The sequence below is a fragment of the Stackebrandtia nassauensis DSM 44728 genome, from assembly GCF_000024545.1.
Taxonomy (GTDB): Bacteria; Actinomycetota; Actinomycetes; order Mycobacteriales; family Micromonosporaceae; genus Stackebrandtia; species Stackebrandtia nassauensis.
Genome location: NC_013947.1, coordinates 4,896,818 through 4,923,208, shown reverse-complemented (window position 1 = coordinate 4,923,208; position 26,391 = coordinate 4,896,818). Strand labels below are relative to the sequence as shown.

General features: G+C 67.3%; 31 protein-coding genes. 20 read left to right on the top strand and 11 right to left on the bottom strand.

The features are described 5' to 3' along the window. The first annotated feature begins 23 nt into the window (after nt 1–23). Nucleotides 24–785 carry a class I SAM-dependent methyltransferase gene (locus SNAS_RS22810; RefSeq protein ID WP_013019829.1) on the top strand — a complete coding sequence of 254 codons (762 nt, stop codon included), beginning with the start codon at nt 24–26 and terminating at the stop codon, nt 783–785. Between the two features lie 14 nt (nt 786–799). Here SNAS_RS22810 and SNAS_RS22805 read toward each other — a convergent pair whose 3' ends face one another. Further along, a complete protein-coding gene (locus SNAS_RS22805) occupies nt 800–1,093 on the bottom strand; it encodes a DUF2470 domain-containing protein (protein WP_013019828.1) in 294 nt (97 codons plus the stop codon). Continuing rightward, nucleotides 1,090–1,779: a biliverdin-producing heme oxygenase gene (locus SNAS_RS22800; protein ID WP_013019827.1), complete on the bottom strand. Its 690-nt coding sequence runs from the start codon at nt 1,777–1,779 to the stop codon at nt 1,090–1,092. Before SNAS_RS22800 ends, SNAS_RS22805 begins: the two co-directional genes overlap by 4 nt. 144 nt (nt 1,780–1,923) lie before the next feature. Between SNAS_RS22800 and SNAS_RS22795 the strand changes: the two genes are divergently transcribed. Beyond that, entirely contained in the window at nt 1,924–2,730 is an 807-nt protein-coding gene (locus tag SNAS_RS22795) for an endonuclease/exonuclease/phosphatase family protein (protein WP_013019826.1), read from the top strand. A gap of 93 nt (nt 2,731–2,823) precedes the next feature. Then, nucleotides 2,824–4,080, top strand: coding sequence for a phospholipase D-like domain-containing protein (locus SNAS_RS22790; protein WP_013019825.1), 1,257 nt, complete (start codon nt 2,824–2,826; stop codon nt 4,078–4,080). Nucleotides 4,081–4,126: 46 nt separating this feature from the next. On the opposite strand, the gene SNAS_RS22785 is transcribed toward SNAS_RS22790, so the two are convergent. Next, nucleotides 4,127–4,573 (bottom strand): MarR family winged helix-turn-helix transcriptional regulator, encoded by a 447-nt coding sequence (locus SNAS_RS22785; RefSeq protein ID WP_013019824.1) that lies wholly within the window; start codon nt 4,571–4,573, stop codon nt 4,127–4,129. Between the two features lie 52 nt (nt 4,574–4,625). Here SNAS_RS22785 and SNAS_RS22780 point away from each other — a divergent pair, with 52 nt between their 5' ends. From SNAS_RS22780 to SNAS_RS22770, 3 genes are all read left to right on the top strand, one after another. After that, nucleotides 4,626–5,498 (top strand): arylamine N-acetyltransferase family protein, encoded by an 873-nt coding sequence (locus SNAS_RS22780; RefSeq protein WP_013019823.1) that lies wholly within the window; start codon nt 4,626–4,628, stop codon nt 5,496–5,498. A 77-nt stretch (nt 5,499–5,575) separates the two neighbouring features. Then, entirely contained in the window at nt 5,576–6,181 is a 606-nt protein-coding gene (locus SNAS_RS22775) for a MarC family protein (protein WP_013019822.1), read from the top strand. A gap of 9 nt (nt 6,182–6,190) precedes the next feature. Further along, the gene (locus tag SNAS_RS22770) at nt 6,191–6,451 is read left to right on the top strand and encodes a hypothetical protein (protein ID WP_041625122.1); all 261 of its coding nucleotides are present in this window, start codon (nt 6,191–6,193) and stop codon (nt 6,449–6,451) included. Between the two features lie 49 nt (nt 6,452–6,500). On the opposite strand, the gene SNAS_RS22765 is transcribed toward SNAS_RS22770, so the two are convergent. Next, nucleotides 6,501–6,869, bottom strand: coding sequence for an LPXTG cell wall anchor domain-containing protein (locus SNAS_RS22765; protein ID WP_013019821.1), 369 nt, complete (start codon nt 6,867–6,869; stop codon nt 6,501–6,503). A 171-nt stretch (nt 6,870–7,040) separates the two neighbouring features. Between SNAS_RS22765 and SNAS_RS22760 the strand changes: the two genes are divergently transcribed. Then, nucleotides 7,041–7,619, top strand: coding sequence for a hypothetical protein (locus SNAS_RS22760; protein WP_041625121.1), 579 nt, complete (start codon nt 7,041–7,043; stop codon nt 7,617–7,619). A gap of 25 nt (nt 7,620–7,644) precedes the next feature. Here SNAS_RS22760 and SNAS_RS22755 read toward each other — a convergent pair whose 3' ends face one another. Together SNAS_RS22755 and SNAS_RS22750 are read right to left on the bottom strand one after the other, a co-directional pair. Then, complete coding sequence (locus tag SNAS_RS22755; RefSeq protein ID WP_013019819.1) at nt 7,645–7,887, bottom strand: hypothetical protein; 243 nt, start codon at nt 7,885–7,887, stop codon at nt 7,645–7,647. Between the two features lie 13 nt (nt 7,888–7,900). Further along, nucleotides 7,901–9,574: a DEAD/DEAH box helicase gene (locus SNAS_RS22750; RefSeq protein WP_013019818.1), complete on the bottom strand. Its 1,674-nt coding sequence runs from the start codon at nt 9,572–9,574 to the stop codon at nt 7,901–7,903. A gap of 129 nt (nt 9,575–9,703) precedes the next feature. Between SNAS_RS22750 and SNAS_RS22745 the strand changes: the two genes are divergently transcribed. Next, complete coding sequence (locus SNAS_RS22745) at nt 9,704–10,366, top strand: ferritin-like fold-containing protein (protein WP_013019817.1); 663 nt, start codon at nt 9,704–9,706, stop codon at nt 10,364–10,366. Nucleotides 10,367–10,369: 3 nt separating this feature from the next. Here the strand turns inward: SNAS_RS22745 and SNAS_RS22740 are convergent, their stop codons facing one another. After that, complete coding sequence (locus tag SNAS_RS22740; RefSeq protein ID WP_013019816.1) at nt 10,370–11,158, bottom strand: GntR family transcriptional regulator; 789 nt, start codon at nt 11,156–11,158, stop codon at nt 10,370–10,372. A gap of 415 nt (nt 11,159–11,573) precedes the next feature. Between SNAS_RS22740 and SNAS_RS22735 the strand changes: the two genes are divergently transcribed. The 8 genes from SNAS_RS22735 (at nt 11,574) to SNAS_RS22700 (ending at nt 17,451) form a co-directional block, all read left to right on the top strand. Continuing rightward, a complete protein-coding gene (locus SNAS_RS22735; protein ID WP_083787201.1) occupies nt 11,574–12,332 on the top strand; it encodes a transporter substrate-binding domain-containing protein in 759 nt (252 codons plus the stop codon). Between the two features lie 14 nt (nt 12,333–12,346). Beyond that, on the top strand, nt 12,347–13,087 hold the full coding sequence (ehuC, locus tag SNAS_RS22730) for an ectoine/hydroxyectoine ABC transporter permease subunit EhuC (protein ID WP_013019814.1): 741 nt from the start codon (nt 12,347–12,349) through the stop codon (nt 13,085–13,087). Next, on the top strand, nt 13,087–13,815 hold the full coding sequence (locus SNAS_RS22725; RefSeq protein WP_013019813.1) for an amino acid ABC transporter permease: 729 nt from the start codon (nt 13,087–13,089) through the stop codon (nt 13,813–13,815). The genes ehuC and SNAS_RS22725 overlap by 1 nt, the downstream gene beginning before the upstream one ends. Beyond that, nucleotides 13,802–14,617 (top strand): ectoine/hydroxyectoine ABC transporter ATP-binding protein EhuA, encoded by an 816-nt coding sequence (gene ehuA / locus SNAS_RS22720; RefSeq protein WP_013019812.1) that lies wholly within the window; start codon nt 13,802–13,804, stop codon nt 14,615–14,617. The genes SNAS_RS22725 and ehuA overlap by 14 nt, the downstream gene beginning before the upstream one ends. 124 nt (nt 14,618–14,741) lie before the next feature. Further along, nucleotides 14,742–15,302, top strand: a complete 561-nt coding sequence (locus SNAS_RS22715) for an RNA polymerase sigma factor (protein ID WP_013019811.1) — start codon at nt 14,742–14,744, stop codon at nt 15,300–15,302. Nucleotides 15,303–15,400: 98 nt separating this feature from the next. Further along, nucleotides 15,401–15,940 (top strand): hypothetical protein, encoded by a 540-nt coding sequence (locus SNAS_RS33150; protein WP_144300605.1) that lies wholly within the window; start codon nt 15,401–15,403, stop codon nt 15,938–15,940. Between the two features lie 195 nt (nt 15,941–16,135). Further along, nucleotides 16,136–16,711, top strand: coding sequence for an RNA polymerase sigma factor (locus SNAS_RS22705; RefSeq protein WP_013019809.1), 576 nt, complete (start codon nt 16,136–16,138; stop codon nt 16,709–16,711). Nucleotides 16,712–16,794: 83 nt separating this feature from the next. Continuing rightward, nucleotides 16,795–17,451 (top strand): hypothetical protein, encoded by a 657-nt coding sequence (locus SNAS_RS22700; protein ID WP_211207222.1) that lies wholly within the window; start codon nt 16,795–16,797, stop codon nt 17,449–17,451. A 106-nt stretch (nt 17,452–17,557) separates the two neighbouring features. Here SNAS_RS22700 and moeZ read toward each other — a convergent pair whose 3' ends face one another. From moeZ to SNAS_RS35935, 4 genes are all read right to left on the bottom strand, one after another. Continuing rightward, nucleotides 17,558–18,736 carry an adenylyltransferase/sulfurtransferase MoeZ gene (gene moeZ / locus SNAS_RS22695; RefSeq protein ID WP_013019807.1) on the bottom strand — a complete coding sequence of 393 codons (1,179 nt, stop codon included), beginning with the start codon at nt 18,734–18,736 and terminating at the stop codon, nt 17,558–17,560. A 22-nt stretch (nt 18,737–18,758) separates the two neighbouring features. Beyond that, nucleotides 18,759–19,655: a DUF3152 domain-containing protein gene (locus tag SNAS_RS34360; protein ID WP_013019806.1), complete on the bottom strand. Its 897-nt coding sequence runs from the start codon at nt 19,653–19,655 to the stop codon at nt 18,759–18,761. A gap of 73 nt (nt 19,656–19,728) precedes the next feature. Then, nucleotides 19,729–20,712, bottom strand: a complete 984-nt coding sequence (locus SNAS_RS22685) for an alpha/beta fold hydrolase (protein WP_013019805.1) — start codon at nt 20,710–20,712, stop codon at nt 19,729–19,731. 64 nt (nt 20,713–20,776) lie between these two features. After that, nucleotides 20,777–22,042 (bottom strand): hypothetical protein, encoded by a 1,266-nt coding sequence (locus SNAS_RS35935; protein WP_169313830.1) that lies wholly within the window; start codon nt 22,040–22,042, stop codon nt 20,777–20,779. Nucleotides 22,043–22,212: 170 nt separating this feature from the next. On the opposite strand from SNAS_RS35935, the gene SNAS_RS22675 reads away from it, so the two are divergent. The 4 genes from SNAS_RS22675 (at nt 22,213) to SNAS_RS22650 (ending at nt 26,347) form a co-directional block, all read left to right on the top strand. Continuing rightward, the gene (locus tag SNAS_RS22675; protein ID WP_013019803.1) at nt 22,213–22,833 is read left to right on the top strand and encodes a TetR/AcrR family transcriptional regulator; all 621 of its coding nucleotides are present in this window, start codon (nt 22,213–22,215) and stop codon (nt 22,831–22,833) included. Nucleotides 22,834–22,950: 117 nt separating this feature from the next. Continuing rightward, nucleotides 22,951–23,181: a DUF3107 domain-containing protein gene (locus SNAS_RS22670; RefSeq protein WP_013019802.1), complete on the top strand. Its 231-nt coding sequence runs from the start codon at nt 22,951–22,953 to the stop codon at nt 23,179–23,181. A 46-nt stretch (nt 23,182–23,227) separates the two neighbouring features. Beyond that, nucleotides 23,228–25,510, top strand: coding sequence for a gamma-glutamyltransferase (locus tag SNAS_RS34345; RefSeq protein WP_013019801.1), 2,283 nt, complete (start codon nt 23,228–23,230; stop codon nt 25,508–25,510). A gap of 63 nt (nt 25,511–25,573) precedes the next feature. Further along, the gene (locus SNAS_RS22650) at nt 25,574–26,347 is read left to right on the top strand and encodes an SGNH/GDSL hydrolase family protein (protein ID WP_013019800.1); all 774 of its coding nucleotides are present in this window, start codon (nt 25,574–25,576) and stop codon (nt 26,345–26,347) included. Nucleotides 26,348–26,391 lie beyond the last annotated feature (44 nt).

The window sequence follows — 26,391 nt, the reverse complement described above, 5'->3', positions numbered from 1 at the left end:
GACGACAGTTACAGGAGTCGGTCATGAACGCTCTCACCCCGGATTTCGCTCGTTCTTGGTTGGCGCGGTGGGACCGCCAGCAGGAGGGTTACCTGCCCGAACGCGAGGAACGGTTCACCGCGATCATCGACGCCGTTGAGGCGGGGGTCGACCGGCCCGATCCGGTCATCATCGATCTGGGGTGCGGGCCCGGGTCGCTGTCGGTGCGGTTGCTGGACCGGTTGCCGAAGGCCACTGTGGTCGCTGTTGATGCCGATCCGGTGTTGTTGGCGTTGGGGGAGGCCGCTTACGGGGATCGTGCGGGGCTGCGGTTCGTGAAGGCGGACCTGGTCGAGTTGGGCTGGACGACGGCGCTGGGGCTGGAGCGGCCCGCCGACGCCGCGGTCAGCACCACGGCGTTGCACTGGCTGGATCCCACTGACCTGCGGCGGATGTACGCGAACCTGGCGACGGTGCTGGCGCCGGGCGCGCTGTTCCTCAACGGGGACCACCTTTATGTGGACAAGGAGACGCGGCTGGCCAAACTGGAGAACGCGCTCGTGGACACGTTGAAGGACAGGGTGTTCGGCGACAACCCGCCGGAGTCGTGGGCACTGTGGTGGGATGCCGTGGCCGCCGATCCGGTGTTGGCGCCGTTGTTCGCGAAGCGGGAGATCGCGGCGCACTACGGCTCGCCCGCCGGGCAGTTGGCCACCCATGTCGAGGCCCTGGACGCGGCCGGGTTCTCCGAGGTCGGCACGATCTGGCAGGTCGGCAACGACCGGGTGTTGTGCGGGGTGCGCTAGGGCGCGACGGCGGATCAGTCGGCGAGACCGAGCTTGGCGCGGGATTCGTGGAAGATCCGGACGATCTCGGGACGGACCTCGGCGCGTTGTGTCAGTGGGCGTGACCAGGGGATTCGCAGCGTGGTCGGGGATCCGCCCACTGTGGCGGTGAAGTCGGCTCCGTCGCCGTCGAACGTGTCCATGGTGGCGGCGGTGGCGTCGGGATGGCCGCCGACGCCCCGGCAGATCAGCAGCGTGTCCTCGCCGTGGTCGTGGTTCATGTGCCTGGTGATCGCCGCGATCACCTCGGGTGTGAACGGGTTGCTCATACCGACCTCCGCATCGTGGTGGCCAACTCGGCGAGCACGGCCTCGTTGTGGTCGTACGCGTCCAGCACCTCGTCGATGATGCGCTGACGTTCGGCGGCGTCCCATCCGGCGGCGTCCAGTTGGGCGCGGTACCCGGTTTTGAACTCGGCCAGATCGTCGATGCCGTCGAAGATGTAGAAGCTGACGCCGGGTCCGTCGGCGAAGCCGTACAGGTCGTTGGCGGCGGTGCGAAAGGCCTGGCCGCCGGACATGTCGCCCAGGTAGCGGGTGTAGTGGTGGGCCACGAATCCGCCGGGCCACTCGGAGCCGACCTCGCGGATCCGGTCGGCGTATCGCTTCGTGGACTCGTTGGGGGAGATGCGATCGCGCCAGTCCGGGCCTATCAGCAGCGACAGGTCGGCGTCGAAGGCGGGCAGCCGGGACAGTTCGACGCTCGCGAACCAGCCCACCACCGGGTCGTCGCGCAGCGATCGTCCGGCTTCGTCGAGTGCCTCGTAGACGAAGTACTGCTGCGCGGTCCAGGCGGTGAAGTCGTCCAGGTGGAGGTCGCCGTCGAACAGGGCACCCAGGATGCCGGGTTCGGCGTCGGGGGAGGGGTCGCCGTCGTCGGCGATGCCTTCGTGGCGGGCCCAGGTCGCCTCGCGCAGCGCGGTGGAGAACGGGACGGGTGGAGCATCGAGGGGCATACGGTGACTCCTGGCCGTAGCGGAAGCGCAGTCAAGTTAGGTTAACCTAACTTACTGGGTGGGGGCGTGACAAGACGCCGGGTTTATGGGGGATTTGTGCCGGGCCCGAACAGCATGGGGACAGCTTCGTCGAAGGCGGAACCCATGCGAATCCGATATCTCGTCGCGACGCCGATCCTGTCGCTGGCCGCGATCGTCGCGCTCACCGGCCCGGTCGTGGCCACACCGCAGGAGGCGAAGAGCGTCGTTCGCGTCCTGAACTACAACATCCAGGCCGGACGTGGCGCCGGTGAGGATCCCAATGTGGACCCGCCGAACATTCCCCGCACCGCCGCTGCGATCCGCGAACACGATCCCGACATCGTGACCCTGCAGGAGGTGCACCAGCCCGACACCTCCGGGGCCGACCAGGTGGCGCAGCTGGCCGCCGAGCTCGACATGAACGCCTACTTCGGGCCCGCCGACGGCAACGGTTCGGGTGGCCAGGCCGGGAACGCGATCCTGACGAAACTGCCCATCGTCGAGCGCGTCAACCGGCGACTGCCCGACGATCCCGACACCAACAACGTCAAACGGGCGCTGGCCGGGGCCAAACTCGACCTGGGCGGCGGCGCGTTCATCCGGGTGTTCACCACGCACCTGTCGCCGGGGCTGAGCGACGCCGTCGTGGCCGAGCGGGAAGCCCAGGGGCGGTGGGCACTCGACTATCTCAGCCACAGTGGACCGCTGCTGTTCACCGGCGACTTCAACGAGCGTCCGGAGAACCGCATCCACGCGTGGGCGCTGGCGGACGGCTTCGCCGACACCGGCGGCGAGGTGGCGCCGGACCCGACCCACGGCGACGCCCGCATCGACTTCGTCTACGCGCGCGGCGTCACCGCGACGGCCGGGCTGGTGCCCGACACCGACGCCTCCGACCACCGGCCCGTGGTCATCGACCTGGAGGTCTGACCGGCGGGAGTGGCGCCCGGCGTCGGGATCTTATGCGGGATTTGTATGCCTCGATGCTTTTGTGGACATCAGTTCAGCACGAGGAGTCCATCCATGCGTTTGTCCAGAGTCCTCACCTTCGCGGCCGCCGCGGCGCTGGCCGCCGTCGCGGTCGCGGTGCCGTCGATCGCGCAGGCCGAGGAAGCCGATCCGGTGATCGATCACGCGGTGTTCAACAACCCCACCGGCACCACGGCGGAGAAGTACGCGATCTTCATCCAGTTCGGACGGCTTATCGACCGGGTGCCGGCCGGGGAGACGATCTCGATGTCGTTCTTCGGCCTGGACAAGGTCACCGACTCCGACTCGCCCGACACCCCTGACCTGACCGCGAAGCTCGTCGCCGCCCACGAGCGCGGCGTCAAGGTCCGGATCATCACGGACAACGGCAACGTCGGCAACGACGCGTGGAACAAACTCACCGCCGCCCTGGGCACCGACGACAGCAAGGGCAGCTGGATCGTCCACTGCTCCGACAAGTTCGCCGACAACCCGGATCGCGGCTGCATCGGCACCCGCGTGAAGGAGTGGTCGAACGGGCCGCTGTACGCCTACAACCACAACAAGTTCGCCACCTTCTCGGCCGTGAAGATGAACGGCGGCAGCACGGCGTCCAACGTGGTGTTCACCGGTTCGTCCAATATCGGCAGCTGGGACGCGGTGACCGCCTTCAACAACATGTTCACCTTCTCCGACGAGCCCGGGTACAAGATCTTCGAGAAGTACTTCGAGGACCTGCGCGTCACCCGCTCCAGCGCCGAGGGGAACAACAACTACTACACCGACACCGGCTCGACCTCGAAGTACCGGATGTTCTTCTTCCCCCGGCACGAACGCTCCGGCCAGCCCTTCGAGGATCCCGGCAGCGATACCGTCTACAACACGCTGCAGTCGGTGGACCCCAGCTGCAAGTACCAGGAACCCGACGGCTCCTGGCACCAGACCGACGTGCGGGTGGCGATGCTGGCGTTCAACCGCCCCGCGATCGCCCAGAAGCTGGCGCAGCTGAAGAAGAACGGCTGCTGGATCGACGTCGTCTACAGCTCCGCCAACGCCGACGTCCTCAACGCGCTGTCGGGCATCCAGACCACGAAGTGCCAGGGTGCCCTGCGGGTGCACTCCAAGTACATGCTCATCGACGGCGGCTTCGACGACGACATCACGCCCCGCGTCTACACCGGCAGCCACAACTACGCCTGGTCGGCGCTGCGCCAGTCCGACGAGACGCTGGTGCGCATGACGGGCCGCGAGCTGCACACCGAATACCTGAACAACTTCTACGACACCCGCACGGCCTGCAAGGCCAGCTGAGCCTTATCCGCCTCCCCTTAACCGCCGGTTGGCCGCCTCACAGCGGTCAACCGGCGGTCAGATTCTCCCGGACCCGGCGCAGCATCGCGGTCAGCTGCTTCCGTTCGGCGGCCGACAGTCCCGACAGCGCGCGCTCCGACAGCCGCGACACCTCCTCGTTGAGCACCCGACGCAGCCGCTTGCCCTCGTCGGTCAGCCGCAGGCACACCAGCCGCCGGTCGTCGGGGTGGGGCGTGCGCCGCAGCAACCCGGCGGCCTCCATGCGGGTGGCCGAGCGGGTGACGGTCGGGGTGGCCAGCCCGATGGCGGTGGCGATCTCGCCCGGCGTCTGGCCGTCGCGGTGCCACAGGCACATCAGCAGGTACTGCTGGCCCTGCCGCACGCCGTGCCGCCGGAACATCGCGTCGGCCGCGCGGGTCATGGCCTGCTTGGCCATCCAGAACGCGGGCTGGAACTCGTCGTCCCAAGTGGAGGTCCATGCGGGGACGGACATCAGGCTTCCTTCGCGGCTGGACGACAGATCGTTAGTCGGCTAACATTCTCGCATGTCTTCCCGCCCCGCGCACCTGACCCCCAGCCGCGAGTACTTCACCGGCTGGGGCGCCAGCCAGTTCGACCTGGACGCCTACACCAAACGCGTCGGCTTCGATGGTCCACTGCGGCCCGACCTGGACACCCTGGTCGGACTGCACCGGGCCCAGCCCACCCACATCTCGTTCGAGAACCTCGACATCGTGCTCGGACGCGGCATTGACATCTCGCTGGAAGCCTTGCAGCGCAAGCTCATCCACCAGCGTCGCGGCGGCTACTGCTACGAGGCCAACCTGCTGTTCGCCGCCGCGCTCGAAGCCGCCGGATTCACCGTCACCGGGGCGCTGGCCCGCAGCCGCATCGACAGCGACGCGCTGCGGCCCGCCACCCACGCCATCCTGCTGGTGTGGCTCGACGACGACGCGCCGTGGCTGGCCGACGCGGGCTTCGGCGGTCGCGGCCTGCTGGAACCCATCCGGGTCACCGACGGCAACGAGTCCACACAGGGCAGCTGGCGGTTCCGCCTCGACCAGGTCGACGAGACCGAATGGATCCTCAGCACCACCGACGCCGACGGCTGGAAGGACCTGTACGGCTTCACACAGGTGCCGCGCTACCCGTTCGACTTCGCGGTGGCCAACCACTTCACCTCGACCCACGCCCGGTCGCCGTTCACCGGACGGCTTGTGGCGCAACGCGTCGGCGAACACACCCGGATCCTGCTCGTCGACACCGAGCTGACCGTGCTGCACGGCTCGGCGAAATCCGAGACCACCACCATCGCGGCGGCCGACATCCCGGCGGTCCTGACCGAGCGGCTGGGCATCAGCCTCACCGACGCCGAGTACGCCGCCGTCGTCACCGCCGTGGCCGCCAAGACCGGGTGACCGCCGCCTCCGTTTCACGTCCGGGTTCAGCCCTTCGAGCCGGACGGCTGGCATAATCGGCGTCCGTGGCTGACTTCATGATCGTCGGAGAAGCGTTCGTCACCCTGTTCGTGATCATGGACCCACCCGGCGTCGTTCCGATCTTCCTGGCGCTGACCGGCGCCATGGACCCCAAGTTCCGCAACAAGGCCGCCCTGCACGCGACCCTGCTGTCGCTGGGCGTCATCGCGCTGTTCGCGGTCGCCGGGCAGCAGATCGTCGCCTACCTGGGCATCCAGCTGCCCGCGCTACAGGGCGCGGGTGGGCTGTTGCTGCTGCTGGTCGCGCTGGAACTGCTGACCGGAAAGGCCGACGACCCGTCCTCGACGGCGACGTCGAACATCGCGCTGGTGCCGCTGGGGACGCCGTTGCTGGCGGGACCGGGAGCGATCGTCGCGGTGATCCTGTTCGTCCAGGACGCCGACCACATCGGCGGCTACGCGGGGGTCGCGGCAGCCATCGTCGGCGTGCACCTGGTGATCTTCCTGGTGATGCGGTTCTCGTCAGTGATTGTCCGACTTATCAAGCGCGGCGGCATCGAGGTCCTCACCCGCATCGCGGGCCTGCTGCTGGCGGCCATCGCCGTCCAGCTCATCGCCGAGGCCGTCAACGGCTACGTCAAGTTCTTCGGCGCCGGTTCGTGACTTGCGGCGGTGGACGACGGCCACGCCGCTGTCCAGGTCGATGAGGTTCAGCGGTTCACCGGTCTCGACGTCGATGCGCGAGTGCGACTGCTCCTCGATGAGTTCGGTCTGCTTGCGCTTGGACGGCATGAAGACCGATTCGATCTCGGCAAGACCCGTCGACATGCCGGTGACGCTGCCGTCGACGTCATCGCCGCCGCGCAGCCATCGCAACAAACCCATGAGAACTCCTTGTCAGGTGTCGCCGATACTATCCGCTACCGCCCCTGACGGCGAACGCGTGCGGCGCACCCCCGCTACAACACCACCGGTCGCGCGGTTATTCGGCCCGTTCGGGTTTCTTCGCCAGTGGCGCGACCACGAAGAAGCCGCCGGTGTTGTCGTAGTCATAGATCAGCGCCGAGGAGCCCGAGCGCAGCGTCTCGGCGTTGGGCCGCACCTCCGGCGCCGGACGAATCCGGATCACCCGGGTGGCGCCCTCGGCGTCGGTCACCTCCGCCCGGCCGGTGCCCTGACCGTCCTCGCGGATCACGCAGGTCTTGCCGACGAGATCGGCGCGCTCCCCGTCCGGACGGGGAACACGTCGCCGCCGCGTGACGAGAACACCGGCCCCCACCAGTGCCGCCACCCCGACAACGACAAATAGGACCGTTGGAAACTCCACAATCGCGGCAATGAGGTCTTTCATTCGCGCCCCTCCACATCCTCGCGCCCACAACGATTATGGCGCGGGACCAAGTCGATCGACGTGGCAACTATATGACAGATCGCCGACACTTCGGCATGATGATCGCCGATCAATCCTCGGGATCAACCGCACACCCCGCCCCGAAGACGTGGATGGTGTTCAATGTCTGGCATGCCTATCCAGATTGCCGGTATCCCACTCCACCCACTGATCGTGCACGCGCCCATCGTGCTGGTACCGCTGTTCGTCCTGCTGGTACTGCTCTACGTGGTGATACCCCCGATCCGCCGACACATCGGATGGGCGGTCTTCACGCTCACCATCCTCGCCCCGGCCACGGTGTTCCTGGCCCGGCTGTCCGGCGAGGAGTTCCGCACCGCGAAGATCTTCGCCGACGCGGCCACCGAGATCAACAAACACGAGGGCTACAGCACGGTGCTGTTCTGGCTGCTGGTGGCCATCGCCCCCATCACCTGGCTGTTCGCGGCGCTGGAACGCGGCCGCCGCACCGCCCGCGCCCGCCGCGAGGACAGCTACACGCCGGTGGCCTCCGACGGCGACGACGACTCGGCCACCACCCGCAAGCTGTCCGCCAGCGACGACGACCCGGCCAGCAAGGGCCGCGTGATCGTCATGGTGGTCTTGGGACTGGTGATGCTCGGCCTGGCCGGGGTCTCGGCCTACTACGCCTACAAGACCGGCGACAGTGGCGCCCGGATGGCCTGGGAGGACACGCCGCTGGACAAGTAGCGGTGAGACGAGACGATCCGCGCGCCTAGGAGGCCGCGCGGATCAACAACACGATGAGGACCACGAACAGCAGGGCGGCGGTGAGTACCGCCAGCCCCTGGCTGAAGGTCCGGGCCCGGGATTCGGCCGCGTCGATCGCCGCCTGGTTCTGCGGCGGCAGGTCGCGCGGCGGGGCGATGGCGATCACTTCCGGCACCTTCCAGCCCTTGGGCGGGGGCGGGGACTGGGGCGGCCCGTCATAGCCGCCGGTGCTCGGCGTGTCGGTCATGGCCTCGACGGTATCAACCGTTGTCGGTCTCGGCCGGTTTGCGGCGACGACGACGCCGCGGTTTGGCCTCGCCCGACTCGCCCGCCTTGGTCTCGGTCGGCGGTTTGAACTCGACGGCCGGCGGAGCGGTCTTGGCCTTCCTGGCCGGGGCCGGTTTGGCCTCGTCCGTCCGCGGCGCGGTGGCCTTGGCGTCGGAGGTCTCACCAGCCTTGTTCTCACCGCCACGGGTGCGGCGACGACGACGCGAACCGGTGGCCGCGCCGCTTTCCCTGGCGGGCTTCGGCGCCGATTCGCCACGCGGGCCCGAGGAGGCCTTGCGACGCGCCCCCGAACGGCCGCGCGCCGACTTGCCGCGCTTGCCGCCCTCGATGTCGATGTCGGCCTCGGCGGACAGGCCCTCGCGGGTCTGGTCTGCCGTGGCGAGACTGCCCGGCGCACCCTCCGGAATGTCCAGATCGGTGTAGAGGTGGTCCGAGGTGTGGTACGTCTCGACCGGGTCGGACAGCTCCAGGTCCAGGGTCTTGGCGATGATCTTCCAGCGGGGAGCGTCTTCCCAGCTGACGAAGGTCACCGCGACACCTGTGGCCCCGGCGCGGCCGGTACGGCCGATGCGGTGCACGTAGGTCTCGGCGTCCTCGGGACTGTCGTAGTTGATGACGTGCGTGACGTCGCGGACGTCGAGACCGCGCGCGGCCACGTCGGTGGCGACCAGCACGTCGATCTTGCCGCTGCGGAACGCCCGCAGCGCCCGCTCCCGGGCGTTCTGCCCGAGGTCACCGTGGACGGCCGCCACCGCGAAACCGCGGAACTCCAGGTCGTCGGCCACCCGCTGGGTGTGCCGCTTGGTGCGGGAGAACACGATGGTCAGGCCGCGGTCCTTGGCCTGCAGGATGCGCGCCAGCACCTCGATCTTGTTGAGCGAGTGCGTCAGGTACGCCAGCTGCTTGGTCTGCGCGCTGGGCGCGTTGTCCGTGGCGACCTCGGCGTGGATGGTCATCGGCTGCTTGAGGAACTTGCGCGACAGCGACACGATCGCATCGGGCATCGTCGCCGAGAACAGCATGGTCTGGCGCTGTTCGGGCAGCGCGGCCAGCAGTTTCTCCACGTCCTCGGCGAAACCGAGGTCGAGCATGCGGTCGGCCTCGTCGAGGACGGCGGTGTGCACGGCGCCCAGCTTCAGGTGCTTGGCCTTGAGCAGGTCGAGCAGCCGTCCGGGCGTGCCCACGACGATCTCGACGCCGGTGCGCAGCGCCTCCAGCTGTGGTTCGTAGGCGCGGCCGCCGTAGATCGGCAGCACGCGGATGCCGCGGGTCTTGCCAGCGGCTTCGATGTCACGGCTCACCTGCAGGCCGAGCTCACGGGTGGGTACGACGACCAGAGCCTGTGGGCGGCCGTCGGCACCTTCGGCGGCACTGGTGACGGTCTCGAGGAGCGGAACTCCGAAACCGAGGGTCTTGCCGGTGCCGGTGGGTGCGCGGCCGATGATGTCGTTGCCGCGCATGGCGATCGGAATGGCGTATTCCTGGATCGCGAAAGCCTGCGTGATGCCTATCTCGGATAGTGCCGCGACGGTCTCGGCCCGCACGCCCAGGTCCGTGAAGGACGGGCTGTCGGGTCGCACGGGCGCGACGGGATGGGCTGGTGTTGAGGTGTGGTCGTCACCGGGGGTTTGCTCCTGGTGTTCCACACTGTCGGTATTGCTGTGCAGTGTATTGTCCCTGTTTCACGGCTTCGCCGGGGCGGAGCCTGGAATGTATACGGTGGTCAATGGTACGCGCCGAGTCGTTACGCTTCGACTGCCGGTAGCCTGCCGCTTATGTCTTCACAAGCGACGAAGCCTTCCACCGCATCGATAATCGACCTGTTGGGCATGCTCGCCTATGGAGAGCTGGTCGCCTTCGACCGGATCGCCGCCGACGCCAAACTGGCGCCTGACTTGCGACGTCGTGCCTCATTGTCGGCCATGGCCGCGGCCGAGATCAACAACTATCAGCGGCTCGTGGCAAGAATCACCGAGCTAGGCGGTGATCCTGAAGCCGCAATGACCCCGTTTGTGGAGGTCATTGATGCCTTCCACGACTCGACCGCCCCCCGAGACTGGCTCGAGGGACTCGTCAAAGTGTACGTCGGAGATTCGATCGCCGACGACTTCTTCCGCGAGATGGCCGCGTTGCTGCCTCCCACGGACCGGGATCTGGTCCTGGACGTGCTGCACAACAACGCCAACGCCGAGTTCGCGATCAGCGAGATCAACGAGGCACTGGGACGCGACCCGAAGCTGGCGGGCAAGCTCGCGCTGTGGGCGCGGCGGCTGGTCGGCGAGGCGCTCAGCCAGGCGCAACGGGTGGCCGCCGAGCACGACTCGCTCACCGAGATCGTCATCGAGGGCACCGGCGACCTGGCCAAGGTCGGCGAGCTCATCAAACGCATCATGCAGGCCCACTCCAACCGCATGACGGCGATCGGGCTGACCAACTAGCCGTCAGATGCCCTCGGGCAGTTCCAGCCGGTCCAGCGGCTGCGGGCTGTCGGGGGTGGGCGCGGCGAAGGTCTCGAGGTCCTCGACCGACTTGGGCGGAGCGGTCAGCCACTCCACCGCCTCGAGCATGTGGGTCTCCAGCAGCGCGGCCACCTTCGGGTCGTCGCGTTCGGCCAGCGCCTGCACCAGTTGCTCGTGCGACTCGGGCAGGCCCGCGCGCACCTTGAAGGACCCGTGGATCGAGAACGTGCACAGCCGGGTCTCCACCAGCAGCGTCCGGATCGAGCGGCTCAGTCGCTGCGAACCGGCGGCGTCCACAAGGGTGCGGTGGAAGATCAGGTAACTGTCGCTCAACAGCCGGGCCGAACCACGCAGCGCCGCCCGGCTCATCTTGCGCTGCTCGGTGGTCAGCAGCTTGACGGTCTGCTTGATGTGCCGGGGATCCGAGCGCAGCAGCTGCCGGGCCGCGGCCCGTTCCACCGCCGCGCGCATCAGGTACACATCGGAGACGTCCTCTGGGGTCATGGTGACGACGGCCAGCCCGCGACGGCGAACCGTGCCCAGCAACCCCTCCTGCGCCAACCGCTGCATGCCCTCGCGCAGCGGCCCCCGGCTCACTCCGAGTTGGTGCGCCATGTCGGCCTCCCCGAGCGGAGCGCCCGGCGGCAGGGTTCCGTCGAGAATGGCCTCACGGATGCGTTCGGCGATCATGTCGACCGTGGAGGCGCGGAACACCGGTTCCAGCCTGGCACCCGGGGAGGGGGTGTTGCGGGGTGCCGTGCGCTGAGCCACTGGGCTTGACCTCCTATAACCACGTGCGGGTACCACCACCCGCGCTTCGAACCGGCGTATTGAAACTACCGGACGACACGCCTGCTGACACCGACAGTCCGGCGAGGGCCTGATTACCCGAAGTATTGTTATGGAACGTCAATAATCCGATTGTCGACAAACCTACGATATCCGTTAACATCGTCGGTTACGAAGCCCATATGAGCCCGGTTACACCCCAAAGCCCATATGAGCAACCACAACCGAAAGGATTACTGACGTGACAGCGCAACCGCGCTGGTCTCGGCGCGATCTCTTCCGTGGCGGCTTGCTGGCCGGCGGTCTGGCCCTGGCACCCGGGTTGTTGACCGGCTGTTCGCTAGTCGGTGGAGATTCAATCAAGAAAATTGAGGCGGGCGATCCGATAACACTCGGAATGTCCAATGAGCCCCCGTTCGCGTATAAAGACGACAACGGGAAAGTCATCGGCGAATCGGTGGCTATTTACACTCATATTCTTAAGAAACTTGGCGCCGAGGACGGCCAGATCGAAACCAAGATTGTGGACTGGAATTCCCTGATTCCGGGGCTGCGGGCCGACGACTACGACCTGATCTCGGCAGGGATGTTCATCAACAAGCTGCGCTGCGAGCGGGCGATCTTCTCCGAACCGGACTACATCTGCAAGACCGCGTTGCTGGTGAAGAAGGGAAACCCCCACAACCTGAAGGACTTCGGTTCCTTCAAGAAGGGGGACAACCGGGTGGGGCTGGTGACCGCCGGTGCCGAGCTGGCGCTGGCCGAGGCCGCCGGAGTGCCCAAGAAGAACATGAAGCAGTTGCCGAACAACAACGACCTGAAGAGTGCCCTGCACGCCGATCAGATCGCGGCGATCGCGCTGACCTCCCCGGCCATGAACTACATGGCCGACACCAGCAACGGAGCCTTCGAGACCGTCAAGCCGCCGTTCGGGCCCAAGGACGAGAACGGCGAGGAACAGATCGCCGGTGCCGGGGGAGCGGTGTTCCGCGACGACGACACCAACTTCCGCGACGCCGTCAACGAGGAGCTGGCCAAGATCAAGACCTCGGTGGACTCGTGGCTCAAGATCACCGGTGAGTTCGGTTTCACCAAGTACGAGTACCCGGATCCCAAGAATCCGAAGTACACCACCGCCGAACTGTGCAAGGTTTAGGGAGGGTGTGACCGATGGAGACTCTCAAAATCTTGCAGAACAGCTGGGACCAGCTGTTGGAGGGACTGTGGATCACCGTCCTGGTTACCGTTCTCGGTTGCCTGGGCACTCTGGTCATCTCGTTCATCCTCGGCCTCATGGCCGGGTCCAAGAACATCGCCACCCGCGGTGTCGCCCGCACCATCATCGAGTTCTTCCGTGGAACGTCTCTTGTGGTGCAGCTGTTCTGGTTCGTCTTCGCCATGCCGATCATGTTCAAGGTGAAGTTCGACTCGGTCATCGCGGTGGGCATCGTGGTGCTGGCGCTCAACTACGGCGCCTACGGCTCCGAGATCGTGCGCGGCGCCATCAACGCGGTGCCGAAGGCACAGTGGGAAGCCTGCGTGGCGCTGAACTTCACGTTCTGGCAGAAGCTGTCGCTGGTGATCATCCCGCAGGCGTGGGTCGGCATGGTGCCGCCGTTCTCCAACCTGGCCATCCAGGTCCTGAAGGGGAGCGCGCTGGTGTCACTGATCGGCCTGGTCGATTTGACGTTGGCGGCACAACAGTTGCGCACCAAGGCTTCGGCCGAGGGCGCGATCGTGATCTTCGCGGCGCTGCTGGTCATCTACTTCATCATGTCGTTCCTGATCGCGGCCGGAATGCGGTACCTGGAGCGGCGTGCCAAGGCCAGCATCGGCCAGGCTCCGCCGGAGAAGCAGTCCATTTTCGCCCGCACGCCTGTTAAGGCCAAGGAAGCCGGAGGTGTCGTCTGATGGATGACTTCTGGGACGGCGCACTCGCCGCACAACTGTGGGACCCGCTGCTCGAAGGGTTCATCATCATCCTCGCGGTCACCATCCTGGCCTCGATCATCTGCCTGGTGCTGGGACTGATCGTCGCGATCGCGCTGCGGTCGGGCCCGCGCTGGCTGTCGGCCCCGTTGTTCGGCGTCATGGAGTTCATCCGGAACACGCCACTACTGGTGCAGCTGTTCTTCGCCTGGTTCGGTATCGCGCTGGCCATCGGGGTCAGCGACACCATCTTCACCGTGCCGACGTTCAGCATCGGCGGCTGGGAGATCGGGCCGCTGGACTTCGGCGGACCGTTCTTCGTCGGCGTCATCGTGCTGGGCATCCACTACTCGACCTACACCGCCGAGGTGTACCGCGCGGGCATCGACGGTGTCCCGAAGGGACAGTGGGAGGCCATCACGGCGCTGTCACTGCCCAAGCGGTACGGCTGGCAGCACGTGATCCTGCCGCAGGCACTGCGCCGGGTGATTCCCGCGCTGGGCAACTACATCATCTCGATGTTCAAAGAGGTCCCCGTCTTGATCGCGATCGGTCTGGCGGACATGATTTACAAGACGCAGGAATTTCAGGCGGCGAACTTCGCCGGTGCCGTCGAGGGTTACACCATCGCCGGTCTGATCTTCCTGGCGGCGAGTTACCCGATCGCCGTGGCTATGCGCAAATTGGAGAATCGCCTTGAACAGCAGTAACGAAACCGCCGCGAAGAACGGCACACCCGCGGTCCGCTTCGAAAACGTCGTCAAGCGTTTCGGCGACCTGGAAGTCCTCAAGGGACTCAACTTCAGCGTGCAGCCGGGCGAGCGCGTGACGCTCATCGGGCCGTCGGGTTCGGGCAAGACCACCATCCTGCGGTTGCTGATGACGCTGGAGAAGATCACCGACGGCGTGATCTACGTCGAGGGTGAGCCGCTCTCGCACATGAAGCGCGGCGAAAAACTCGTCACCGCCAACGAATCGCACCTGCGGGAAGTCCGCAAGAAGATCGGCATGGTGTTCCAGCAGTTCAACCTGTTCCCCAACATGAAGGTGCTGCGCAACATCACCGAGGCGCCGGTGCACACGCTCGGCAAGTCCAAGGACGAGGCGGTCGCCAAGGCCAAGGAACTGCTGGACCTGGTCGGTCTGGCCGACAAGGCCGACAACTACCCGTCGCAGCTGTCCGGCGGGCAGCAGCAGCGCGTCGCCATCGCCCGGTCGCTGGCGATGAACCCCGACATCCTGCTGCTGGACGAGGTCACCTCGGCGCTGGACCCCGAACTGGTCGCCGACGTCCTCGACCTGTTGAAGGACATCGCCACCACGACCGACATCACGATGCTCATCGTGACCCACGAGATGGGCTTCGCCCGCGACGTCTCGCACCGGGTCATGATGTTCGACCAGGGAGTCATCGTGGAGGACGGTCCGCCGTCCCAGGTCATGGGCGACCCCGAGCACGAGCGCACCCGGGCCTTCCTCAAGGCGGTCCTGGGTGAGTCCAAACCCGGATAGACACTGACACGTCGAACGAAGACGCGGCCCTGGTTGTCACCAGGGCCGCGTCTTCGTCTGTAACGCTTTTCGGTCCCCGGACGAAGTACTTGTGAACCCCAAACGGAATGAAGGAGGTGAGCCGATGACCTCGGTGACGGTGTCACGCATAGGAAGCGACCCCGACGCCCTTGAGGAGTTCTACCGCGAGCATGTCGGGTCCATTCAGGGCTTCATCGCACGTCGTGTCGATGACTCGCACCTGGTGGCCGACCTGACCGCCGAAGTGTTCCTCGCGGCCATCGACTCGGCCCACAAGTACCGCCCCGGCAAGGGAACCCCCGCGGGCTGGCTGTACGGCATCGCGCGCAACGTGGTCGCCGACGAGCGTCGGCGCCTGGTGCGGGCCATGACCGCCAACCAGCGGATCTCGGGCCGGGCGCTCGTCGAACCGGACGATCTGTCCGCACTGGACGACCGTATCGACGCCGAAGCGCAGTCGCGTCGCCTGTATGAGGCGATGGACCGGCTGTCGGAGGCGGAGCGGGCCGTCCTGGAGCTGGTCGCGCTGGACGGGTTGTCCGTCCGGGACGCGGCCGCGGCACTGCGGATCCGGCCGACGACGGCACGCGTGCGCCTGCACCGAGCTCGTAAGACCATGCGGGACCACCTGGACCCACGGGTACCGGCGATTGTCGCCGCATAGAAGGAGGCACTGCGATGCAGAACCCGAAACGGCCTCGCGGCTACGAGGACCGACTGCTCAGCGAACTGAAGACGTATGTCAGTGAAAGGAATCAGACCATGACCACCATCGAGGAAACCCCGGCGAAGACCCCGCGCTTCGGCCGTGCCGCCAAGTTCTCGTTCGCCGGAGCCGTCGGCGCTGTCGCCCTGGGCGTCGGCGCGGTCGTCGCGCTTCCCGCGCTGACCGCCAGCCCCGCCTACGCGGTCGAGGACACCAAGGGCGGCAACGTCCGTGTTCAGGTGAACAGCCCCGATGACGCCGCGGGCCTCGAAGAGGCGCTCGCCGAACACGGCATCAAGGCGAAAGTGGACTTCCCGCCGATCGGGTACGTCTGCGACTGGGAACGCTATGAACCCGCCGTCGTGGACGACAACGGCGAGGGTGAGGCGATAGAGCTGGGGGAGACCGACGAGGGGGAGCCCTTCGCCGCCTTCGAGGTCAACCCTGACAACTACTCGCTCGACGGCGACATCACCCTGGTGGTCGAGATCTCCGAGGGCGCCTTCGACAAGGACGCCGAAAACGTGATGGTCACGGGTCTGGAGGCCGCCAAGGGCGAGGTCGGTGAGTGTGACCCGGTCAAGGACGACGAGTAGGGCCAGAACCGGGACCAGGTCCTCGATTCCGGAACTCCACATTCCGTAGCTCGATCTCACAGGTGAGACGAAACTGTCGCCGCGAACCCCCAGTTCAGGGGTTCGCGGCGATTTCTTCGTGCCCGGGCATGTCACGCTTTCGACGGTTCGCGCCAAGTATTGACGAACCCCAAACGGAATGAAGGAGGTGAGTCGATGACCTCGGTGACGGTGTCACGCATAGGAACCGTCTGGGACGCCTTCGAGGAGTTCTATCGCGAGCATGTCGGGTCCATTCAGGGCTTCATCGCGCGTCGTGTCGATGATCCGCATCTGGCGGCCGACCTGACCGCGGAGGTCTTCCTCGCGGCCATGAACTCGGCCCACAGGTACCGGCCGGGCAAGGGCACGTCGGCGGGCTGGTTGTTCGGCATCGCGCGCAACGTGGTCGCCAACGATCGTCGGCGCCGCGCGCGGGCCGCGCAGATCGACCGGCGCATCTCGGGCCGGGCACTGGTCGACGCGGAGGACCTGGCCGCGTTGGACGACCGGATCGACGCCGAAGCCCAGTCCCGGCAGCTCTACGCGGCCATGGACCGGTTGTCGGACGCCGAACGGGCCGTCCTGGAACTGGTGGCCCTCGACGGCCTGTCCGTGGCGGACGCCGCGGCCGCGTTGAGGATCCGGCCGACCGCGGCGCGCAAACGCCTGCACCGAGCACGAAAGAACATGCGGGACCACCTGGCCCCGTCCGCACCGGCGCTTGTCGCCGCATCAACGGAGGCACTGTGATGAACCAACCCAACCGGCCTCGCGGCTTCGAGGACCGACTGCTCAATGAGTTCAGAACCTATTTCGATGAGAGGAACCAGACCATGACCAATACCGAGGAAACCCCGGCGAAGACCCCGCGCTTCGGCCGCGCCACCAAGTTCTCGTTCGCCGGAGGTATCGGCGCCGTGGCGCTGGGGATCGGCGCGGTGGTCGCGCTTCCCGCGCTGACCGCCAGCCCCGCCTACGCCGTGGAGGAGAAGGACAACGGCAACATCGATATCGAGCTGTACGGGCCCCAGGACCCGGAGGGCCTGGAAGAGGCGCTGGCCGAGTACGGCATTCAGTCCCAGGTGGACTTTCCGCCCTCGGGCATGGGGTGCGCACCCGACCGTTTCGAACCGGCTGAATCGGACAACCAGCTGTCGGAATCGATGACCATGAGGTCCGGCGACGAGGACGCGTACATCGCCTTCAACGTGAACCCGGACAACTACGCGATCGGCGGCGACACGACCCTGGTCATCGAGATCAGCGAGGACTTCTTCGAGCACCCCGTCAAGCCGGACAACGGCGACCTTGAGGTGATGGTGTCGTCCGGCCTGGCCGCCGCCAAGGGTGAGGTCGGCGACTGCGACCCGCAGCCCATCGACGATGACGACATCGAGATCGACGACGCCGAGAAACACGACGCCGATGGCGACGCGGGCGCCACGGAGAAGAAGGACGACGACGGTTCCAAGAGCAAGAACAAGGACTAGTCCCTGAACACGGAACTCCACATTCCGTAGCTCGAATCCACAGGTGAGACGAAACCGTCGCCGCGAGCCCCCATTCTAGGGGTTCGCGGCGACGGTGTTCTCGCGTCTAGTAGCTCGGCAGCGAGGGGTCGACCTGGTTGATCCAGGCGATCACCCCGCCCTGCACGTGGACGGCGTTGGACAGGCCCGCGGCCTTGGCCGCGGCCAGCGCCTCGGCGGAGCGGACTCCGGCCTTGCAGTAGAAGACAGCCTGCTTGTCGGTGGGCAGCTGGGACAGCGCCTGACCGGACACGATGTCGCCCTTGGGGATCAGGCGGGCACCGGGGATGCGGACGATCTCCCATTCGGCGGGCTCGCGCACGTCGATGATGTCGATGTCCTTACCGGCGTCCTGCCAGTCCTTGAGCTCCTGGGCGGTGATCGTTGAACCTCGCACGGCTGTCGCGGCCTCCTCGGTGACGGCTCCACAGAAATCGTCGTAGTCGATCAGACCCGTCACCGTGGGGTTCTCGCCGCACAGCGCGCAGTTCGGGTCCTTCTTGACCTTGACGGTACGGTATGACATCTCCAGTGCGTCGTAGACCATCAGGCGGCCGACCAGCGGCTCGCCGATGCCGGTCAGCAGCTTGATGGCCTCGGTGACCTGGATGGAGCCGATGGAGGCGCACAGGACGCCCAGCACGCCGCCCTCGGCGCAGGAGGGGACCATGCCCGGCGGGGGCGGTTCGGGGTACAGGCAGCGATAGCAGGGGCCGTTCTCGGCCCAGAAGACGCTGGCCTGGCCGTCGAAGCGGAAGATCGAACCCCACACGTACGGCTTGCCCAGCAGGACCGCCGCGTCGTTGACCATGTAGCGGGTGGCGAAGTTGTCGGTGCCGTCCACGATCAGGTCGTAGTCGGCGAAGATGTCCATGACGTTGTCGTTGGTCAACGCTTCATTGTGGATGTTGACCGTGACGTACGGGTTGATCTCCTTGATGGACGCCGCGGCCGATTCGGCCTTCGGCTTGCCCACATCGGACTGGCCGTGGATGATCTGGCGCTGCAGGTTCGACTCGTCGACGACGTCGAACTCGACGATGCCCAGCGTTCCCACTCCGGCGGCGGCCAGGTACATCAGGGCCGGGGAGCCCAGGCCCCCGGCGCCGACACACAGCACCTTGGCGTTCTTCAGGCGTTTCTGTCCGTCCATCGCCACGTCGGGGATGATGAGGTGACGCGAGTAGCGGCCGACCTCCTCGCGGGACAGTTCGGCTGCGGGTTCTACGAGCGGAGACAAAGCCATAACGGCAATAATGCCTCCTCAGCTACTGGTATTCCCCGGCCGGTCCTGTGACGTACTTCCCGTCCAGGTACGGCCAGGCGTTGGGTTGGCAGCCGCGCAGTTCGAGGGTCTGCTGGGCCATCACCGGGGAGGGTTTGCCTTTTTTGGGACACGTGACGTGGCCCTCACCCAGGCGGTGTCCCACCTCGTGGTTGATCACGTACTGGCGGTAGCTGTCCAGTGACTTCTTCCAGTGTGGAACGCCGAGCAGCCAGCGCTCCAGGTTGATGACCACGGCGTCGCCGTTGCGGCAGGAGGTGTAGGAGTCCTCGGAGCCGCACAGTTTGGCGCGGGTCTTGGGCGAGGCCAGATAGACGGTGAAGTCGGCCTGCCCGCTCTTGCCGATCGGTTTGAACCGCCAGTCGTCGCCCGCGGTCCAGCCGCGGTCGTCGGCCAGCGTGTCGGCGATGACCTCGGAGAACTCCTTGACGTCGGCGTGGATGTCGCCCTCGACGGCCACGTTGTAGGACAGCAGCGTGCCCTCGTCGCCGAACTTCTCGGACTTGTCGGGTTTCTTGGCGTATGACCATTTGCCGTTGCCCTCGTCGACGACGACCGGCTTGTCGGAGGGCGTTGCCGACGCCGAGGGGGTGCGGCTCGGTGTCGGGGAGGCCGACTCGGAGGGGGAGTCGTCGGCGACGTGGCTGGTCAGGTAGTCGGCGGCGTCGGAACTGTCGGCGCCGGTCGCGGCCCGCACCACCTTGACCCCCGCGATGCTGAACATCATCAGCAGCACCGCCAGCAGGATCGCGCGGCGGCGTTTGCGCCACATGCGTCTGCGGGCCAGCACCCGGTCGGTGCGAGCGGAGGCGCGGGGACGGTCCTCGGAGTCGCCGCCGCCGAGTCGTGGGTCGACGTTTCGCAGCCGGGGAGGATCCATGCCCTCTTTACGCGTCGAACCCGCCGTTTCGGATGGTCGGGTAAGCGAGGACGAGGCTGAGCGGCGCGAAGGCTTATCCGAGGACATCGGCGTCAGTGTACGGTTCGGCGGCTTCCAATTCGTCGAGCATGCCCACTACCGCACGGCCGGTCACTTCGGGACGCTCCATCATCGCCACGTGACCGACCCGGTCCAGAATGAGCAGTCGGGAGTCGGTGACGGCCCGCGCGACCTGCGGCGCGAGCCGCACGTCGACCAGCCGGTCCTGTTTGCCCCAGATGACGAGCGTGGGCGCGGTGACCTGGGTGGCCAGTCGCCACAGCGAGGAGGATCCGGGCAGATAGGACTGTAGAAAGTGTCCGACCAGGCTGCGGAACGTGCGCACGTACACCTGGGTGTTCCACGGGACGTTGAGGCGGCGGCGCACCTCGGCGATCGCCTCGACGCGCCGTTGCGGCGGCACCGTGTCGGGTTCGGCCCAGCAGTTGGCCACCACCTGTTCCACGATCTTCTCGGGGCTGAGCCCGGCCATCGCGCGGGCGGCGATCCGGTCGGCGCGCGGCAGCGCCAGCAGCGGCAGCAGCCGCGACTGGGTGGAGCGGCGGACGTCGGCGAACGGCATCGCGGGGGAGATGAGCGTCAGCGTCCGGACCAGGTGCGGGCGGGTCGCGGCCACGTAGACGCTGATGGCGCCGCCCAGCGAGTTCCCGATCAGGTGGACGGGGCCGCGCCCCGACTGGGTGATCCACGCGGCGACCTGCTGCGCCAGTGCCGGGATCGTGTAGCGGGCCGTGGGTTCGGAGTGTCCGAAGCCCGGCAGGTCGATGGCCTGACCGGCGAAGCGGTCCGACAGCACGTCGGCCAGGTCGGTCCAGTTCTGTGAGGAACCGCCCAGGCCGTGCACGTACAGCGCCGGTTCGGCGTCGTCGGAGGTGGCGGGCGTTTCGCGGACGAACAACCGCTGCTGCCCGACCCGGTGTTCCCGGCCGGGCCACGGTGGTGCCAGCCGTTGGAGACTTCGCACGGCCGACTCGGGTGCCAGATTCGCGCGCTTCATGCCCCAAAGCCTAATTGGTGCGGCCGGTGGGACCGGCGAACGCGCCGTGAAATTAGGACAGGCCTTAGGTAAGCATGGTCTCCAGGCGCCGGTTGAGGGCCTGGAGGGTGGCGTGCACGACAGCCTGGCGGCGGTCGGAGTCGACGGGCGCGGCACCGGCCAGCTGCTCCGAACCGGCCTGGGTCAACAGCAGCACCAGCACGACGGCGACGCGTCCGGCGCCGGTCTCGGTGATGGTGGCGCTCTCGACGACGACGCGGGCGTTCTTGCCGACCAGCACGCCGACAGCGTCCACTGTGGCTTCGGCGGCGCTGCGCAGGATGTGCCGGTCGACGGCCGGGCCGCTGGCGCGGCCGACGGCGCGGGTGCCGTTGACCGTCAGGCCGACCTCGACGGTGGACTCGAAGCCCGAGGTGATGACCTGGGTGCGTTCCAGCATCACCCGGCCGCTCTGCTGGATCTTGGGCGGGCGCTGCGGTTCGCGGGGCGGTTCCGGTTCCACGGCCGCCACCGGCGCCTTGGCCGGGCGGGCGCGTACTCCCAGGTGGCTGTCCAGCACCGCGACCACGTCGCGGTGGACGGCGTCGGTGTCGGCGCCGTCGGCGATCTCGAGCGCGAGCTTGTTGTCGGCCTCGTTGAGCCGGGCCCCGGCCACCCCGGGGACCTGTCTCACGGCGGACAGCACCGCCTCACTGGTCAACACGGGTGTGGAGGTGGGGGCGTCGGGGGTCACTGTGGGAAGCTCCGAGGTCTTTTCTTCGGCATGGGGGTCGTCGAGCTCGGCCGGGGGCGGCGGAGTGGGCTCGGCCTGTTCCTGCTGGGTACTGCGCAGGAAACTGGCGATGCGGGACAGGTCGGCGCTGTGGGTGGTGGCGTAGTCGTCCTCGTCGGTCGACTGTTCGGCCGCCCGGCGCCGCTCGGCGCGCGAGACCCGCTTGCCAGCGGCCTCGGGGGACTCCGGCGGGGCGATGTGCCGGGCGTCGGGACGTTGTGGCGGTTGTTGCCGCGGGTGTTGCGGTTGCTGCTGGGGCTGCGGTGGTTGTTGCGGCTGCTGAGGCTGAGGAGGCTGTTGTGGGTGCGGCTGCTGTTGGGCCTGCTGCGGCGGTTCGTTATTCGGCGAAAGGAGACGCCGCGACGGCGGCGGGCTGACCCGCCGGGGCGGTGGCGGGGGCGCGTCAGGGCCGGAACCCGAGGTGAAGTCGCCGTCGATGGTCAGTTCCTCCGCGGTGGTGCCGGGCTGCTCGGCCGAGAACCGGTACTGCTCGGGGATCTTGGACGGCCCGGAGCCGTTCTTGCCGATACGGGGCGTGCCGAATCGCGAACGCACCATATTATCGGGCGTGACGTTGTCGTCGTGTTGGTTCGGTTCGTACACCACGCGGCCCCTCTCGTAGGCGCTTCGCACGATACCTTGGAAACCGGAGGCCAACTACTTGGCCTGTACCACGCGAATCCCCTTTCGCGCGGTAGCGACACAGACGACCGGAAATGAGGCGGCAGATGACACTGACAGAGGGGCGTGGCGCGCGCATGCCGCGCACCGAGCGCCGCCGCCAGCTGCTGGACTCCGCCCGGGAGGAGTTCGTCGCGCGCGGTTACCACAACACCGCCATGGACGACATCGCCGAGCGGGCCGGGGTGAGCAAACCCGTGCTGTACCAGCACTTCCCCGGCAAGATGGACCTGTACCTGGCGCTTTTGGACACCCACGGGGAGGCGCTGGTCGAGACCGTGCGCACCGCGATGGAGTCCACAAGCGACAACAAGCAGCGGGTGCATCGCGCCATGCAGGCGTACTTCGACTTCGTCGACGCGCAGGGTGAGGCCTTCCGGCTGGTGTTCGAATCGGACCTGCGCAACGAACCGGCGGTGGCCGAGCGGGTCGACCGGGTCTCGCGCGACTGCGGTTCGGCGATCGCCGAGACCATCATGGGCGACACCGGCGTCGACCGGCAGCGTGCCGAACTGCTGGCCATCGGGCTGACCGGCGCCGCCGAGATGGCCGCCCGCCGCTGGCTGGCCTCCAAACGCGCCGTCCCCAAGGAGGAGGCCGTGCAACTGCTGGCCACCCTGAGTTGGCGCGGCATCTCCAAGTTCCCGTTGCACACCGAATCCGACTAGGGCGGCCCCGCCGGAATTTCCGCGCCCCCGTCGCGTTGCATTCTCGCGGTGCCGTCCGGTGACCCGATCGCCGGCTGGGTACTCTTACCCGCAGTTTCCAAGCAACGAGGAGGGGCCGTGGAGGTCAAGATCGGCGTGCAGTACGCACCCCGTGAACTGGTGCTGGAAAGCACCGAGTCGCCCGAGGACATCGCCGCGACAGTGGATGAGGCTCTCCGCGACGGCAAGGGGACACTCTCGCTCACGGACGAGCGCGGACGCCGGGTCATCGTCCCGGTCGACAAACTCGCCTATGTGGAGATCGCCGAGCAGACCCGGGGCCGCCTGGGCTTCACCGCGGGGACGTGACATTTAGCTGACAGTGCGCCCGGCACCGGCCCTCTAAGCTGCGCGCATGGTTACCGCTGGGGTCGCTGCCGGGCATCCTGCGACCGTCGAAGCCGGAATATCGATACTGGACGCCGGGGGCAACGCGGCCGACGCGGCGGTCGCCGCGACACTGGCCGCCTGCGCGGCCGAGACCATCATGACCGGAATGGGTGGCGGCGGGTTCGCCACCCATTTCGACGCCGCCACCCGGCGGGTGACCTGTCTGGACTTCTTCGTCGCGGTGCCGGGGCTCGACCCCCCGGAGGCCGTGGCGCCGTTGACGCCGATCGAGGTGGTCTTCGGCGGGGTGCCGCTGGAGTTCTCCATCGGAGCGGCCAGTGTGGCCGTCCCCGGCACCGCGGCCGGATGCGCCGCCCTGCACCGCCGGTTCGGACGGCTGCCGTGGGCCGCGGTGGTGGAACCGGCGATCGCCCTGGCCGCCGACGGGGTGCCGATGCCCGCCGCGCACGCCGACGCCCTGACGACGATCGCACCGGCGCTGCTGCCCGGGGAGGGAGCCTCGGCCTACGCCCCGACCGGAGTCCTTTTAAGAACCGGGGAGCGGCTGTTCCACGCCGGACTGGCCGACACCCTGCGGCTGCTGGCCGCGGACGGACCCGCCGCCTTCTACGAGGGCGAACTGGCCCACGCGATGGTCGCGGCGGTGCGCGAGGGTGGCGGCGCGTTGTCGCTGGCCGACCTGGCTGCGTACCGGGTGCGGGAGGTGGACGTCAGCACCGCCGACTTCGCCGGGTACTCGGTGCACGGACGCCGCGACCTGACGGCCACAGTGGAAACCCTGTCGCGGCTGGACGCCATCCTGGGCCTGGAGGTCGGCAAACGCGCCGTGGCCACCGCCGAGGCCCTGTCCTCGGCCCCGGACGGGGAACTGGGCGACACCACCAATCTGAGCGTGATCGACGCGTCCGGCAACGCCTGCGTCGTCACCACGTCACTGGGACTGGGTTCGGGGGTCTGGCCGACGGGCACCGGTGTCCACCTCAACTCGATGCTGGGCGAGGGGGAGCTGCGGTGCGGGTCGCTGCGGCCGGGATCCCGGATGGCCAGCATGATGTCGCCGCTGGTGGCGGTGAACCCGCGCACCGGCCGAGCCTCGCTCGCGGCCGGATCGGCGGGGGCGTCACGGATCCGCACGGCGCTGGCGCACGTCCTGACCGCGGCCCTCGCCGACGGTCGCGACATGGCCGAGGCCGTCGCGGCCGCCCGGTTCCACCCCGTCGGCGCGGTGGTGCACGCCGAGTCCGGACTGGACGACCGGGCGCACCGGGCGCTGTCCCGGGCGGGCTACGACGTGGTGGTGTGGAACGACGACCAGCACTACTTCGGTGGGGTGAGCGCGATCGGCGACGGCGGCGCGGCCGGTGACCCCCGCCGGGGCGGAGCCGCGCGAGTCCTGTTAGGAATCGGTCGGGCGCACCGATTCCATCAGGTCGTCGACGATCTTGTCGTACTTGTCGTGGGTGTTCGGTATCGACACGTACAGCACCGCGGCCTCGGCGCGACCGACGTCGATGAGCGCCACCGCGACGAGTTCGCTGGTGGCCTTGAGACCGGGTTCGTCGAAGCTGAGCCGGAACTCCTTGACCCAGGCGGGACGGCCGCCGAGGGTGGCGGTGTCCTCGCGGATCTCCTCCATCTTGTTGGAGTCGGGGTAGTAGTTGGCCCGCACGTCGGCGGCGACCTTCGGGCCGATGCACTCCAGGTCGAGGGTGGTGCCGTCGTTGACGGCCGCCTCGACGGTGCCCGACAGGATCGTGGCCATGTACTCGCCCTGGGGGTAGGTCTCGGTGACGAAGTACTGGCCCGTCAGGTACTCCACCTGGAGGTCACCCAGGATGAAGTCCTTCTTGTCCCAGGTCTGCCACGGATCGCCGTACGCCTGGTAACTGATACCGGTGGCTTCGTCTACTGTGCGCTCTCCCTCGGGTTCGTCGGGCTGGACCGGTTCCTCGGGGATCGCCGTGGGGGGCGGGCATTCCTGGGCCAGCGGCGGCAGGCTCTCGGCCGGATCCTCCGGTGCCGACGGCGTGTCGCCGGGAAGACCCGAGGTCAGGGCCATTACGAGCACTACGATGACGCCGATGACAACGATGCCGATCCCGCCGCCGATGAACAGGCGGCGCAGTTGGGCGTCGGACAGGCCGTCGGGGATCTCGGCGGCCTCGCCCTTCTGGGACTCGGGATCTTGCTCCGTCATGTCACCAGTGTCGCCGATGCCGAACGTCAACCGTTGTTGCCCTTTTATAGATTCCCGCGTCGGTTATTTGATGCGGGTATGGACATATGACGATTTTATTGAGACGGTGGACCTGCCCTACTTAGTGTCCATTAATGACCCCCGGAGGTATGGATGCGGAAACTTGTACGCCTGATGCTGGTTGTAGCGGCATCGGGACTGGCCGTCGCGGCCACGGCGGTGCCAAGCCAGGCATACGCCACCAACTACACGGCACTTGGCGACTCATACGCGTCAGGGACCGGAACCCGTGAATACTTCGACGAAGGCTGCCAGAAGTCCAAGCACGCCTATCCCGAACAGCTCGCGGCGGAGAAGGGTTACACCCTGACCTTCGCGGCCTGCTCGGGTGCCAAGATCGGCGATGTCCAGAACCAGTTGGGAAGCCTCAACGGCGACACCGGTCTGGTGACGGTCTCGGCTGGCGGCAACGACACCGGCTGGACCGACGTGGTCGTGCAGTGCGCTCTGCCAGGCGTCAACTGCCAGGACGACGTGGAACGGGCCGAGGCCTTCATCCGTGACGAACTGCCCGGAAAGCTCGACGGGTTGTACGGCGCCATCCGCGCCGCCGCGCCCAACGCGAAGGTCGTCGTCGTGACCTATCCGTTGCTGTTCAACGGTGAGGACTGCAACGCCGGCACGTTCTTCAGCGGCGCGGAGATGGAGTCGATGAACCGGGCCGCCGGCCTGCTCGACGACACCACCGCCACTGTGGCCGGTAACCACGGCTTCAGCGTCGTCGACCCGCGCGGATCCTTCACCGGTCACGCGGTCTGTGACGACGAGGAATGGCTCAACGGTCTGTCCAACCCGGTCGGGGAGTCCTACCACCCCAACCAGGCTGGCCACGACGCCTTCACCAGGGACATCGGCGCCCAGGTGTAGTCACCATCCCGGCACTGAGGTCCGGTCGTCCTTCGCGGGCGGCC